Annotated in this window: 12 protein-coding genes; 4 read left to right on the top strand and 8 right to left on the bottom strand. The window is 63.6% G+C overall.

Annotated elements, in window-relative coordinates; translation table 11 throughout:
- Positions 1 to 12: 12 nt before the first annotated feature.
- Positions 13 to 1,152 carry a M48 family metallopeptidase gene (locus AB7F49_RS21330; protein ID WP_428526036.1) on the top strand — a complete coding sequence of 380 codons (1,140 nt, stop codon included), beginning with the start codon at positions 13 to 15 and terminating at the stop codon, positions 1,150 to 1,152.
- A gap of 39 nt (positions 1,153 to 1,191) precedes the next feature.
- Here the strand turns inward: AB7F49_RS21330 and AB7F49_RS21325 are convergent, their stop codons facing one another.
- The 4 genes from AB7F49_RS21325 to AB7F49_RS21310 form a co-directional block, all read right to left on the bottom strand.
- Positions 1,192 to 1,398, bottom strand: coding sequence for a hypothetical protein (locus tag AB7F49_RS21325; protein WP_428526034.1), 207 nt, complete (start codon positions 1,396 to 1,398; stop codon positions 1,192 to 1,194).
- 12 nt (positions 1,399 to 1,410) lie between these two features.
- Positions 1,411 to 2,295 carry a S49 family peptidase gene (locus AB7F49_RS21320; protein WP_428526032.1) on the bottom strand — a complete coding sequence of 295 codons (885 nt, stop codon included), beginning with the start codon at positions 2,293 to 2,295 and terminating at the stop codon, positions 1,411 to 1,413.
- A 232-nt stretch (positions 2,296 to 2,527) separates the two neighbouring features.
- Positions 2,528 to 3,289, bottom strand: a complete 762-nt coding sequence (locus tag AB7F49_RS21315; RefSeq protein WP_428526030.1) for a tRNA1(Val) (adenine(37)-N6)-methyltransferase — start codon at positions 3,287 to 3,289, stop codon at positions 2,528 to 2,530.
- Positions 3,286 to 3,516: a DUF2007 domain-containing protein gene (locus AB7F49_RS21310; protein WP_428526028.1), complete on the bottom strand. Its 231-nt coding sequence runs from the start codon at positions 3,514 to 3,516 to the stop codon at positions 3,286 to 3,288. Before AB7F49_RS21310 ends, AB7F49_RS21315 begins: the two co-directional genes overlap by 4 nt.
- Positions 3,517 to 3,809: 293 nt before the next feature.
- Between AB7F49_RS21310 and AB7F49_RS21305 the strand changes: the two genes are divergently transcribed.
- On the top strand, positions 3,810 to 4,820 hold the full coding sequence (locus AB7F49_RS21305) for a polyprenyl synthetase family protein (RefSeq protein WP_428526026.1): 1,011 nt from the start codon (positions 3,810 to 3,812) through the stop codon (positions 4,818 to 4,820).
- Here AB7F49_RS21305 and AB7F49_RS21300 read toward each other — a convergent pair.
- The 3 genes from AB7F49_RS21300 to AB7F49_RS21290 form a co-directional block, all read right to left on the bottom strand.
- Positions 4,814 to 5,734 (bottom strand): 4-(cytidine 5'-diphospho)-2-C-methyl-D-erythritol kinase, encoded by a 921-nt coding sequence (locus tag AB7F49_RS21300; RefSeq protein ID WP_428526024.1) that lies wholly within the window; start codon positions 5,732 to 5,734, stop codon positions 4,814 to 4,816. The genes AB7F49_RS21305 and AB7F49_RS21300 overlap by 7 nt on opposite strands.
- Positions 5,735 to 5,741: 7 nt before the next feature.
- Complete coding sequence (locus tag AB7F49_RS21295) at positions 5,742 to 7,502, bottom strand: tetratricopeptide repeat protein (RefSeq protein WP_428526022.1); 1,761 nt, start codon at positions 7,500 to 7,502, stop codon at positions 5,742 to 5,744.
- A gap of 142 nt (positions 7,503 to 7,644) precedes the next feature.
- Positions 7,645 to 9,297: an electron transfer flavoprotein-ubiquinone oxidoreductase gene (locus tag AB7F49_RS21290; RefSeq protein WP_428526020.1), complete on the bottom strand. Its 1,653-nt coding sequence runs from the start codon at positions 9,295 to 9,297 to the stop codon at positions 7,645 to 7,647.
- A gap of 100 nt (positions 9,298 to 9,397) precedes the next feature.
- Between AB7F49_RS21290 and AB7F49_RS21285 the strand changes: the two genes are divergently transcribed.
- Entirely contained in the window at positions 9,398 to 10,210 is an 813-nt protein-coding gene (locus tag AB7F49_RS21285) for a uracil-DNA glycosylase (protein ID WP_428526070.1), read from the top strand.
- Between the two features lie 33 nt (positions 10,211 to 10,243).
- On the opposite strand, the gene AB7F49_RS21280 is transcribed toward AB7F49_RS21285, so the two are convergent.
- Complete coding sequence (locus AB7F49_RS21280; protein WP_428526018.1) at positions 10,244 to 11,578, bottom strand: NCS2 family permease; 1,335 nt, start codon at positions 11,576 to 11,578, stop codon at positions 10,244 to 10,246.
- Between the two features lie 275 nt (positions 11,579 to 11,853).
- Here AB7F49_RS21280 and AB7F49_RS21275 point away from each other — a divergent pair, with 275 nt between their 5' ends.
- Positions 11,854 to 13,251, top strand: coding sequence for a cytochrome ubiquinol oxidase subunit I (locus tag AB7F49_RS21275; protein WP_428526016.1), 1,398 nt, complete (start codon positions 11,854 to 11,856; stop codon positions 13,249 to 13,251).
- Positions 13,252 to 13,304: the final 53 nt, after the last annotated feature.

Raw genomic sequence — 13,304 nt, 5'->3', positions numbered from 1 at the left:
GGACGTTGAACCATGGCGGCCTACGGTCTCTACACGCATATCCAGAGCAACCGCCGGCGCTCGATCGCGTTGCTGATCGGCCTGGTCTACCTGGTCTATCTCATGACCTTCGCCGGCGCGTTGCTGGCGGAAGCCTTTCTTGACGGCCGGGCCTCGCTCGAGGAACTGATCGCGCGCGCCTGGCGCGACCTGCTTGCGGCGGCGCCGTTCGCGACGGTCGGCGCGATCGTCTGGATGCTGATAGCCTACCGGTTTCATCAGTCGATGATCGACGCACTGACTGGCGGCCGTGAAGTCACGCGCCGCGATGAGCCGCGGTTGTACAATCTTCTCGAAAATCTCTGCATCTCGCGCGGCATTCCGATGCCGAAGCTGAAAATCATGGACAGCTCTGCGCTCAATGCGTTTGCGACAGGGCTCAATCAGAAACAATATTCCATCACCGTGACCAGCGGTCTCATTCAGCGCCTGAACGATGCCGAGCTGGAGGCTGTCCTTGCGCACGAGCTGACACATATCCGCAACGGCGACGTTCGCATGATGGTGGTCGCGGTGATCATCGCGGGCGTGGTGTCATTCTTTGCGGAGATATTCTTCCGCCTGATGTTCCGCGGCGGCCTTCGCGCCGGCAGTTCATCTGGAGGCGGCGACCGCAAGGGCGGAGCGGGCGCCGCGATTCTGCTTGCAATCGTTCTGATCGCCGTCGCCTGGCTGCTTTCGATCGTGATCCGGTTTGCGCTCTCGCGCTCTCGCGAGTTCCTCGCCGACGCCGGCGCGGTCGAGCTCACCAGGAATCCGGATGCCATGATCATGGCGCTGCGCAAGATCGAGGGGCGCGGTGAGCTGGAAGGCGTCACCTCCGCGGTGATGGAAATGTGCGTCGACAATCCGCGCGCCGGATTTGCCGATCTGTTCGCGTCGCATCCTTCGATCGACCGCAGGGTCGATGCGCTGGTACGCATGGCGGGTGGTCATGACCCGGGTCCGCTTGCGTCGCCGCAGCCCGATGTCCTCCTCGATGCGGATTCGGACCGCGAGCATCCTCAACCGCTTCCGCAGTCTCAGGAGCAGGTGCAAGGCCCGTGGAGCGATCCGCAGCCCGATCCGGCACCCGGACGCAAGGACGGTCCGTGGGGCCCAACGCGCGGATAGGAGAACTTCGTCCCGCCGGGAAAAGCTTCGGCGATCAGGTCACAGCTTGTAGACGCCGGTTCGCGGATCGCGTCGCAAGGTCGGGTGCTCCGCGCGCTCCCGCGCCGGCGCAAGGCGCGCCTCGTCGAGTTCGTCATTGACGCGACGGAATTCGCGCCGCGCAAGGTGTGCGACCGCTAAACCTGCGACCACGCCCGCAGCCCAAAGCACCAGTCGAGGAACGATCGGGATCACATTCGCCCCCATATCAAGCTCAATTCAAAGACCATAACGAGCCCAGATCGCCCGCGTTTCCATTGCCGACAGGAAGTCCTCAGCGAGATTGCCGCCGACAAGTCCGGCAGCGGCCTGCGTTCCGACACCCGGTAGCCGGCGTCCGAACCATCCCCGTTCGGCGATCAGCGGCAGTCTGACCTTCTCACCAAACCGCGCTCGCAACAACGACCGCACCTCGCCGAAACCATCGACCAGCCCAAGCCGGACCGCCTGTTGGCCAGACCAGTATTCGCCGGAGAACAAGGCCGATTCGGGGCCGCTCAGCTTGCTGTTCCGGCGCTCCTTCACCAGCGCGATAAAGCCTTCGTGAATGTCTTTCTGGATCGTCTTGACGTGGGCTACGTCCTCCGGATTTTCCGGCAGGAACGGGTCGAGCGTCAACTTGCGGTCGCCTGCGGTGTAAACCCGCCGTTCGATGCCGAGCTTCTCGATCGCCTTGTTCAGGCCGAAGGTGGCACCCACCACGCCGATCGAGCCGACGATGGAAAACGGATCGCAGTAAATTTCATCGCCCGCGCAGGCAATCATGTAACCGCCGGAGGCTCCCACATCCTCGATGAAGACGATGACCGGCAGCTTCTTCTCATCCGCCAGCTGGCGGATCCGGCGGAAGACCAGGTGCGACTGCACCGGCGAACCGCCCGGGGAGTTGATCAGGATCGCGACCGCCTTGGCGCGTTTCGCCGAGAAGGCCCGTTCCAATAGACGGGCGACCCCCGCAAGGGTGATCCCGGGCCGCAGCGGGGTGGAAAAGCCGATCGCCCCGGTGAGCCGCACCACAGGGACTACCGGAATGTCGCCGCGCAGACGGGCCGGAACCAGGGAGTGAAAAAAGTTGCGGACCTGTTCGCCCGAAATCTGCGCCATCGAATTGTTTCCTCGAATCTTCGAACCGGACATGCCGGTTACGCGACATTAACCCAAACGCGCTGTGAATACCGCACGATGAAACCGGCCGGTGGGATCAGGGTTCAACCGGTCGTGCGCAGGGACATGTGGTCATGAAAATATATATGTTGATCCTCCTGCTCGGGACGATCGCGACATTTGCTCACATCTCGACGATGTCCGGTCGCTCGAAAGGCCCCGAACGCGCCCGCTAGAGGGCTGCCGCCGCAAGCGGCAACGGCGCACCCTGTCGCAGGATGGCCTCGGCCCTTCCGCTCGGTTGCCGGGCCTCGTCGTTCAGCGTCAGGCCCGGCAGAATCTGCAATGGAGCGCCTCCGCCTTTCGCGGCGGCTGCGATCAGGCGGATCGCCGGGCGGTCCGGAGCGGGATAGATCGGCAACACCGATATGGCGCCGAATTCATCCTCCAGCGCGTGCAGAACATGCGAAAGGCCGGCGGCCCTCCAGATCAGCGTGACCGTTCCACCGTCGCGGAGCATGCGCGACGCGCCGCCAAGCCACCGGACCAGCAGGTCGGGCGGTGCGTCATGGGCCGTGCGGCGTCCCGGATCGGGCGATGCCTGGAGGGTCGAATCGTTGAACGGCGGATTCATGAAAACGTGATCGAAGCGACGGCCGGCAAACGGCGCAGCGACGTCGTGCCGGATCGTCCGGGCCTGGGCCGCGAAGCCGTTACGGGCGATATTCCGATCGGCGAGTTCGCACAGCGCCGGGTCGATCTCGAACAAGGTGGCATCGAGTGCCGGGACGCGGGACAGGAGCGCGAGGCTCGCCGCGCCGACTCCCGCGCCGAATTCAGCGACATGCTGGCCGCTATTCGCGGGCACGGCGGCCGCCAGCAGAATTGCGTCATGGCCGAAACGGTGGCCACGCCTCGGTTGCACGAGGCGAAGCCGCCCGTTCAGGATCGCATCGCAGGTGAGGTCGGACACGGTCTCGCCGGTACGGGTCATGGCTTTTGCGGCCGCAATTCCTTGCCGAGGCCGGCATCGGTCAGGAGCGCGCGCGCCTCCCGCTCGGAATCGTCGTCGACCAGAATCCGGCGCGGCAGCATGCCGATCGAGCCCTCCAGCACGCTCATATTCTGGTCGAGTACCAGGTAGGGAATGCGGGCCCCGGTAAACAGCGCCTCAATGGCGTTGATCAGGACGAGGTCGTTGGTCCGGACGATTTCGCGCAACGGATCAAATCCTGCCGCTAGAGCCGCCCGCTGGAACGTGCGGGTCGGGCCATGAATGATCTTGCCTTCGCAATGGCGTGCAATAACGTGCGCGGCAAGGTGGCGCAGCTTGCCGCCCTGGTGCTTCGCTTGGGAAGTTCGTGCTAGATTGCCATCTGGACGCACGAATTTCGGACGCGCTGCATTTCGGTTTGAAGTTCCGCATCGAATTGGCGGCAATGGTAGGAACTTCAAGGCGCCGCCACTAGTATAGCGCTAGTTTTCTTGTCATGTCAGTTCCGGGAGTGCCTCGATTGGCTGTCGTCATCCCCTTCGAATTGCAGCCATCGGCGTCCATCAACCGGCTGGTGGAGCTGGTTGCACCTGACATGGAACGGGTCAACGCCGCGATCCTGTCGCGCACCGGCTCGCAAGTGACCATGATACCGGAGGTAGCGAACCACCTCATCAATTCGGGCGGCAAGCGGCTGCGGCCGATGCTCACCCTCGCGATGGCGCAGCTGTCCGGCTACGAGGGGGACGGTCATATCAAGCTCGCGGCCGCGGTTGAATTCATGCATACCGCGACCCTGCTGCATGACGATGTGGTGGACGAGAGCGAGATGCGTCGCGGCAAGCTCGCGGCCCGCATGCTCTGGGGCAACGAGGCGAGCGTTCTGGTCGGCGACTTCCTGCTTGGCCAGGCCTTCCGCATGATGGTCGATGTCGGCAACCTGCGCGCGCTGGATATCCTGTCACAGGCCGCGACCGTGATCGCCGAAGGCGAGGTCATGCAGCTCTCGGCCGCCAAGAATACCCAGACAACCGAGGACGAATATCTGTTCGTGATCCGCGGCAAGACCGCCGAATTGTTCGCGGCGGCCTGCGAAGTGGGTCCCGTGCTCGCCGGACGCGGCAAGGCCGATCTTGCCGCATGCCGGTCGTACGGGATGAATCTCGGGATCGCGTTCCAGCTGGTCGACGACGCGCTCGATTACGGCGGCAAGTCGGCGAAGCTCGGCAAGAATATCGGTGACGATTTCCGCGAGGGAAAGATCACGCTTCCGGTTGTTCTGTCGTTCCGCCGCGGCAGCGCGCAGGAGCGTGCGTTCTGGACGCGCTGTCTCGAGCAGGGCAGCGCGACCGAGGACGATCTCGAACGCGCGATCGCGCTGATGACCAGGCATCGCGCGCTCGAAGACACCATCGGCCGCGCCCAGCATTACGGCGCCATGGCAATCGACGCGCTTGCGCTGTTTCCGCCCTCGCCGATGAAGGCTTCGCTGGAGGAGACGGTCGCCTTCTGTATCGCGCGCGCCTACTGAACCGGGGCTGCCCCGAGTATTGTCTCGCGCACCCACCAGTCCGGATGCTCGCGGGCAAGCCGCGCCGCCGCTTCCTTCGTGTCTTCGGCGGAACCAAACAATCCGAAGCAGGTCCCGCCTGACCCGCTCATGCGGGCGAGCCCGCATCGTCTTGACGCGCGCAAGGCGTCGAGTGTCTCGCCGACCGCCGGGAATAGCGCAATCGCCGGTCTTTCGAGATCGTTCGCAGACGATGCGAGCGCGTCGATCAGCGCGCCAGCGGCCGGCTCGCGGCCTGCTTCGAGGAGCCGCGTAGCCGGGTCATCATCGATTGCGGGCGGCATGTTGCCGTCGCGACTCCTTGCCAGCGCGCCAAATACCGCCGCGGTCGGGACCGGAACGCCCGGATTTGCCAGCACCGCGTGGAGCGTCGGCAGGCGCAGCGGCGTGGACAATATCTCGCCAATGCCTCGCATGATCCGCGACTCTCGATCAAGGCAAACCGGGACGTCGGCGCCGGTCGTCCGTGCGGCCGCCATCACGCGCGGGTCCTGCGCCGGCAGATCGTTGATCCGCGCGATCAGCCGCAGCGCGGCGGCAGCGTCCGACGAGCCGCCGCCGAGGCCGGCAGCCACCGGGAGTTGCTTGGTCAGATGAAAATGGCCGGCTTGCGGGTCTGCGATTTCCGCCAGGAGCGCGCGGGCGGCCTTCAGAACCAGGTTGTCGTTCCGAGGCCCGGCATGGGATGCGGTTTCACCGGTGAGCGACAGGGCAAGCTCCCCGCCCGGTACGAGGCGCAGCTCATCGCCGAGATGCGCGAAAGCCACGAGGCTTTCCAGCGCATGATATCCGTCCGGGCGCCGTTGTCCGACCCGAAGCGTCAGATTGATCTTGGCCGGAGCGAATTCGACATGCCCGGTCGAGCCGAACCTCACGATCCGGTCAGCCGCCGTTGTCCGGCTTCGATTTCTGTTCGGCGGCCGCGGCCGGGCCATCGCCGGGCAGCCCGTTCTTGAGCTTTTCCTGGATCTTGACGAGTTCGTCGGGCTCCGGCTTCAGCGCCGCAGCATGCGACCACTGGAACTGGGCTTCGAGCTGTCGCCCGACCTTCCAGTACACGTCGCCCAGATGATCGTTGATGGTGGGGTCTTCGGGCCGGATCTCGACCGCGCGCTCGAGATGCTTCACGGCCTCTTCGTAATTGCCGAGCCGGAAATAGGCCCAGCCCAGCGAATCGACGATGTAGCCGTCATCCGGCTTCTGCTCGACCGCGCGGCGGATCATCTTCATGCCTTCGTCGAGATTGATTCCCTGATCGATCCAGGAATAGCCGAGATAATTCAGGACATCGGCGCGGTCCGGATAGAGCTCGAGAGCCTTCTTGAAGTCAGCTTCGGCGCCCGGCCAGTCCTTGTTGCGCTCGTTGCAGATGCCGCGGGAATAGAACACGTTCCAGTTGGCGCGCGTCGGCTCCTTGATCTGGTCGATGACCCGACCGTAGGTCACGGCGCATTCGGCATATTGCTTGCGGGAGCGTTCGATATGACCGAGCATCAGGATCGCTTCCAGGTCGGAAGGATTTTCCTCGATCAACTTGCGCAGATGATCCTTGGCCTCGTCGGTCTTTCCGAGCGAGTCGAGATTCGCGGCAAGCTGGATCTCGGCATTGCGGTGAAGCGGCGAGTCGTGCGGCACGCGCCGGTACATGTCGATCGCGAGCTGAGACTTTTTCATCGTCTCGTAAAGATCGGCCAGCGACAGCAGCGCCAGCGGATGGCGCGGATCCAGATAGAGGGCAAGCTGAAGATAGGCCAGTCCAAGATCCTCGCCACCGCGGCGCCCGATGACGGCACCGATGCCGTAAAGCACCTCGGCGGCGCCGGCCTGCGCATTCTGAACGAGCGGCGGCAATTTCTGCCCGGCCTCGACCTTGGCCATCGCCTGCGTCACCAGAGGATGCCGTGGCAGCGCCTTGTCGAAGGTCTGGAAGACGTCGAGCGCCTCGCCCTTGGCTCCGTGCCGCGACAGGAAGCTGCCGTAGGATTCGACAACGCGCAGGTTGGTGCCGTCGAGCTTCTGCACCCGCTCGAAGCGGCGCGCGGCATCCTTCTTGCGGTTCGCGACGTCGAGGATCAGGCCGGCATGCTGATCCTTGAAGATATTGTACCAGTCCGGACCCTGCAGCCGGTCGATGGTCTCGACCGCGGCCTTGGAATCGTTTGAGCCGAGCTGCGTCCATGCGATCAGCAAGGCCGAGGTAAGGTCGGTTACCGGCCCGCGAACCGATTGTGCGATATTCGAGCGCGCGGTCTGCCATTGCTTGTTCTTGATCGCCCGGACGCCGAGCACGAGCCGCGCGTCGCGGTCGGTCTTGTTGATCTGAATGATCCGTTCGGCGAGCCGGAATGTCTCGTCCATGTCGCCTTCGGTCAGCGCGGCGGCGAACGCGCGCTGCAGCAGATCGGGATTCTTCGGATCGGATCGGAGCGCGGCGCGGAAATAGGTGGCGGCTGCGGCGGCATCGCGCTGCTGAACGGCGTGACGTGCGGCGAGGTAATTGCCGGAAGCCGAAGTGCGCGAGGCATCCGGCTTTGTGGGCGCCTGCGCCGCCAGAAGGCCGGGCAACATGAGAATACCGAAGGCGGTGGCCGCGATGGCCACGGGCTTGATGAGGGTCGACAGGGTCACGTCGAAAATCTCCATTTGGGCGCCGCGAAGCGGTCCCGCCGGCTCCGATCGAGGATGGCCTTTTTGGGCTGTTGCCGCAAGGACAGCCGTCCGCACCTTTGGCTACGCCTTTCAGCCGCAATGGGGGCTTTATCGTGACATTCCGCCGCGGCGGGGGTCACATATTCGGGTAATTGGGCCCGCCCGCACCCTCCGGCGGAACCCAGGTGATGTTGTGATTCGGGTCCTTGATGTCGCAGGTTTTGCAGTGAACGCAATTCTGCGCGTTGATCACAAATCGCAGATCGGGGCCTTCGCCGATCCACTCGTAAACGCCGGCTGGACAATAGCGGGTCGAGGGACCTGCGTAAACGTCGTGCTCCGATGATTTCTGCAGTGCCATGTCCGCCACCTTGAGATGCGGCGGCTGGTTTTCTTCGTGGTTGGTATTCGACAGGAACACCGACGACAGCCGGTCGAAGGTGATCTTGCCGTCCGGCTTCGGATAGACGATCGGGGTGCATTCACGCGCGGGCTTGAGGGTTTGCCAATCCGCCTTGCCGTGCTTCTGCGTGCCGAAAAGAGAAAATCCGAGCGTGTTGGTCCACATGTCGAGGCCGCCCAGCGCGATGCCAACGATGGTGCCGAATTTCGACCAGAGCGGCTTCACGTTGCGCACCGGCCAAAGGTCCTTGCCGACCGGCGAGCCGCGCCAGGCCTGTTCGTAGCCGGTGAGTTCGTCGTTGGCGCGGCCCGCTGCCAGCGCCTCGCTCACATGTTCGGCGGCGAGCATCCCCGAAGAAATGGCGTTATGCGATCCCTTGATGCGCGGCACATTGACAAAGCCCGCGGCGCAGCCGATCAGCGCGCCACCCGGGAAGGCGAGCTTCGGCACCGACTGATAGCCGCCCTCGGTGATGGCGCGCGAACCATAGGCGAGGCGTTTCGCGCCTTCGAAGATGTCGCGCACCGCCGGATGCGTCTTGAAGCGCTGGAATTCCTCGAACGGCGAGAGATACGGGTTCTCATAGTTCAGGTGCACGACGAAGCCGACCGCGATCAGGTTGTCGTCGTAGTGATAGAGAAACGAGCCGCCTCCGGTCGAATTGCCGAGCGGCCAGCCGAACGAATGCTGCACCAGACCCGGCTTGTGCTTTCCCGGATCGACCTGCCAGATTTCCTTGAGCCCGATGCCGAATTTCGGCGGCTCGCAATCCTTCGCCAGCCCGTATTTCGCAATCAGAATCTTGCTGAGCGATCCGCGCGCGCCTTCCGCGAACAGCGTGTACTTGCCGAGCAATTCCATGCCGCGGGTGAAGGCGTCGGTCGGCTCGCCTTCCTTGCCGATCCCCATGTCGCCGGTCGCGATGCCGCGTACCTCGCCGGACTCGCCATAGATCAGTTCGGCAGCTGCAAATCCGGGATAGATTTCCACCCCGAGCGCTTCGGCCCTGGCAGCGAGCCACTTCGTGACAAGCCCGAGCGAGCCGATGAAGCAGCCGTGATTGCTCATGAGTGGCGGCGCCAGAAACAGCGGAACCGAAATCGCCGAGCGTTCCGTCATCCAGGCGAAGCGGTCGTCGCTTACGGCAGTCTTGAGCGGCCGGTCCGGGTCCTCGCGCCAGTCGGGGAGCAGGCGATCGAGCCCGGAAGGGTCGATCACCGCGCCCGACAGAATATGAGCACCGACTTCGGACCCCTTCTCCACCACGACGACACTGGCGTCCGGCGAAATCTGCTTCAGACGGATCGCTGCGGCGAGGCCGGCGGGCCCGGCACCGACGATGACCACGTCGAATTCCATGCTTTCACGGGGTGGCAGCTCGGACATTAGACTTCCTCTTATCAGGCTGCCGTTTTTCCACGTTTGGGCAAATCGGACAATCGGTCCGCCCCGGTCTCCATGCTAAAGTCGAGCCATGAATTCAGCCCTGACACCCGCCGATGCCGGGCCCGCCCGCGACCTGCTGAACTTTTACGCCGAAGCGGGCGTCGACGTGGCGCTCGACGAAGCGCCGGCGAACCGTTTTGCGGACGCCTCGCTTGAGGTGGTCGCGCCGGCCTCAACCCCGCCCGCCGCAAGGTTGCGTGCCGATCCCGCACCGGCCATGCCGGCGGCGGCGCCCGCGGCACCGCCGCCGCCCGAGGAGGCGATCATGGCGGCGCGCGCGGCCGCAAAATCCGCCGCCTCGCTGGAGGCGTTGCGCGAGATCATGAATGCCTTCGAGGGTTGCGCGCTGCGCACCACCGCAAAGCAGCTCGTGTTCGGTGACGGCAGTCCGGATGCGCGCCTGATGTTCGTCGGCGAGGCACCGGGCTCGGAGGAGGATCAGACCGGCATTCCGTTCGTCGGAAAGTCCGGTCAATTGCTCGACAAGATGCTGGCCGCCATCGGGATTGCACGTTCGGAGGTCTATATCGCCAATATCGTTCCGTGGCGGCCGCCGGGCAATCGCGACCCCGCGATCCACGAAACCCAGATCTGTCTGCCGTTCATCCAGCGCCAGATCGAACTGGTCGATCCGGAATTGCTGGTCTGCCTCGGCAAGCCGTCCATGGTGACGTTGCTCGGCGTCACGGACGGAATCAAGCGCGCGCGCGGCCGCTGGTTCAGCTACAAGACCGATGCGCGCGACATCCGCGCAATGCCGGTCTTCCACCCGGCATACCTGCTGCGAAACCCGATCGAGAAGCGTTTCGCCTGGCGCGATTTCCTGGCGATCAAGAAGGCGCTCGGGAAATGACGGCCTCTGCCGGAGAGACAGAGGCCGCGTCGTTCACGATACCGCGAACTTGAACGCGAACAGAACCGCAAGGACCCAGATCGCGGGTGTGACCTCCTGCCAGCGGCCGGCCAGTGCCTTGACCAGGGCATAGGTGATGAAGCCAAGACCGATACCCGTTGCGATCGAATAGGTCAGCGGCATGGCGATGGCCGCGACCACGGCCGGCGCATATTCGGTCATGTCCTCCCAGTCCAGCTCGGCCAGTCCGCGCGCCATCACGCAGGCCACGTAAAGCAGGGCCGCCGCCGATGCATAGGCCGGGATCATGCCCGCCAGCGGGGAGAAGAACAGGGTGAGCAGAAACAGAAGGCCGACGAACACCGCCGTCAGGCCGGTTCGTCCGCCCGCCGCAACGCCTGCCGCGCTCTCGATGTAGCTCGTCGTGTTCGACGTTCCGAGGCCGGCGCCTACCACGGTGGCTGTGGAATCCGCCAGCAGGGCTTGCGGCATGCGCTCGAGCTTCCCTTCCTTGTCCAGGAGCCCGCCGCGATGCGCGACGCCGACCAGCGTGCCAGCGGTATCGAACAGGTCGATGAACAGCAGCGTGAAGATCACCACGATCGCGGTGGCTTCGAATACCCGCGAGAAGTCGAATTGCAGGAAGGTGGGCGCAATCGACGGCGGCATCGAGACGATGCCCTTGAATTCAGCGACCCCGAACGGCAGCCCGGCAATTGCGACGACCAGAATGCCGATCAGCGTAGCGCCCAGCACATTGCGGCTGCTGAGGGCGGCGATGATCACAAATCCGATCAGGAACAGGATCGATGCCGGCTTGGTGAGATTGCCAAGGGTGATGAGAGTGGCGGGATGATCGACCACGATACCGGCGCTCTGCAGCGCGATGATTCCCAGAAACAGGCCGACACCTGCGGAGACCGCAAGCTTGAGATTCATCGGTATCGCGTTGATCACGTATTCCCGGAGTTTCGTGACCGAAATCAGGATGAAGATCAGTCCCGAAATCAGGACGAAAGCCAGCGCCTGCTGGAAGGTGTATTTGTAGGTCAGCACCAGCGTGAACGCGAAGAAAGCGTTCAGCCCCATGCCGGGCGCCAGCGCGATCGGGTAATTGGCATAGAGGCCCATGATGAAGGTGGCGATCGCGGCCGCAAGACAGGTCGCAACGAACACCGACCCATAATCCATGCCGGCTTTCGACAGGATCGTCGGGTTGACGAAGACGATGTACACCATCGTCAGAAACGTGGTCAGCCCGGCGACTGCCTCGGTGCGGACATCGGTCTTGTGCGCGGTCAATCCGAAATAATTATCCAGAAAGCCGGTGCTTGCGCTTTTGCCGGATGGCGTTGTGTCCGTGGCCATGTGTCTCCCCCTGCATGCCCCGTCTCGACCAGCAAGACTAGCGCGTCCCGGCTGCGCATTCTGACCGATTTGTGACGTTGTCCACCGCAAGAAAAGCCAAACTCATGCCAAACCCGCATAGTCGCGATGTCGCAGGCAGTTAGGCTTGGAATTGTCCGAAGAAGCGCATTAAGTGTCCCGCAACTGCCTCGCAAACGGGCAGATCGGCCGCTTTGAAGCGACCGGGAAGGGCGGGATACGCAGCGTCCCAAGTGAGCGGATCAAGGGAGCAGTCTATGGATCTCGATCCCGTTCTTCTGGCCCGTATCCAGTTTGCCTTCACGGTCACCTTCCATATCATTTTCCCGAGCTTCACGATCGGGCTGTCGGCCTATATCGCGACCCTGGGTGTCATGTGGCTGCGCACGGACAACGAGCGCTACCATCGCCTGATGCGGTTCTGGACCAAGATTTTCGCGGTCTCCTTCGCCATGGGCGTCGTGTCCGGGATCGTGCTCAGCTATCAGTTCGGCACCAACTGGAGCCGCTTCTCCGTGGTCGCGGGCAACGTCGTCGGCCCGCTGATCGGCTACGAGGTGCTGACCGCGTTTTTCCTGGAGGCGACCTTTCTCGGCATCCTGCTGTTCGGCTTCAACCGCGTGCCGCCCGGCCTCTATGTGCTGTCGGCCGCGATCGTCGCCATCGGTACCGCGATGTCGGCGTTCTGGATCCTGTCCGCCAATAGTTGGATGCAGACGCCGACCGGACACGAAATGCGCGACGGCGTCGCATTCCCGGTCGACTGGCTGGCGATCGTTTTCAATCCGAGTTTCCCGTATCGCTTTTCGCACATGTTGAATGCGGCCTATCTGACGACGGGCTTTGTCGTGCTCGCGGTCGGCGCGCGCTATCTGCTTCAGGGCAGGCACGTCGAGGATGCGCGCACCATGATGCGGATGGGTCTGTGGCTGATGGCGATCCTGGCGCCGCTTCAGCTTTTCATCGGCGATCAGCACGGTCTCAACACGCTCGAGCACCAGCCGATCAAGATTGCGGCGATCGAAGCGCATTGGGACGGATCGAAGCCCGGCGCGCTGGTGCTGTTTGCCTGGCCCGACGAGAAGGCCGAGAAGAATCTTTTCGAAATCGCCATCCCGCATGGCGCTTCGTTGATCCTGCGCCACAGCTATGATGGGTTGTTCCCCGGCCTGAAAAGCGTGCCGCCGCAGGATCGCCCGCCGGTGCTCAACGTCTTCTTCGGTTTTCGCATCATGGTCGGGATCGGCCTCTACATGATCGCGGCGGCGTTGTTCGGATGCTTCCTGTGGTGGCGCGGCACGCTGTGGGAGACGCGCTGGTATCTGCGCATCGTTTCATGGACCTGGTGGTGCGGCTTCGTCGCCGTGATCGCAGGCTGGGTGGTCACCGAAAGCGGGCGCCAGCCCTGGCTCGTCCACAATATCCTGCGCACCGCCGACGCCATTTCGCCGGTGCCGGCGGCGAGCCTGCTCGGCACGCTCGCTTTGTTCGTCATCTGCTACGGCATCGTGTTCTCGATGGGCATCTATTACATCAACCGGCTGATCAACAAGGGACCGGAAGATCGGGTGATCCAGCCCGAGGAAGGGGTGCCGAGCCGTCCGCTGTCCGGCGCCGGAGATGCCGCCCGCGACGCCATCGGGCAGAAAGGCTAGCCAGTGCCGCCGATTTGAAGTTCCTTCATTGCTTGCCGCGAGTGATCAAAGGA

Source organism: Pseudorhodoplanes sp., from assembly GCF_050250235.1.
Taxonomy (GTDB): Bacteria; Pseudomonadota; Alphaproteobacteria; order Rhizobiales; family Xanthobacteraceae; genus Pseudorhodoplanes.
The sequence above is the reverse complement of the archived record's forward strand: the minus strand, read 5'-3'. Positions and strand labels throughout refer to the sequence as shown.

Coding starts and splice junctions, on each gene's coding strand:
- AB7F49_RS21330 (WP_428526036.1), top strand. CDS start 13: ATGGCGGCCTACGGTCTCTACACGCATATCCAGAGCAACCGCCGGCGC.
- AB7F49_RS21325 (WP_428526034.1), bottom strand. CDS start 1,398: ATGGGGGCGAATGTGATCCCGATCGTTCCTCGACTGGTGCTTTGGGCT.
- AB7F49_RS21320 (WP_428526032.1), bottom strand. CDS start 2,295: ATGGCGCAGATTTCGGGCGAACAGGTCCGCAACTTTTTTCACTCCCTG.
- AB7F49_RS21315 (WP_428526030.1), bottom strand. CDS start 3,289: ATGACCCGTACCGGCGAGACCGTGTCCGACCTCACCTGCGATGCGATC.
- AB7F49_RS21295 (WP_428526022.1), bottom strand. CDS start 7,502: ATGGAGATTTTCGACGTGACCCTGTCGACCCTCATCAAGCCCGTGGCC.
- AB7F49_RS21290 (WP_428526020.1), bottom strand. CDS start 9,297: ATGTCCGAGCTGCCACCCCGTGAAAGCATGGAATTCGACGTGGTCATC.
- AB7F49_RS21280 (WP_428526018.1), bottom strand. CDS start 11,578: ATGGCCACGGACACAACGCCATCCGGCAAAAGCGCAAGCACCGGCTTT.
- AB7F49_RS21275 (WP_428526016.1), top strand. CDS start 11,854: ATGGATCTCGATCCCGTTCTTCTGGCCCGTATCCAGTTTGCCTTCACG.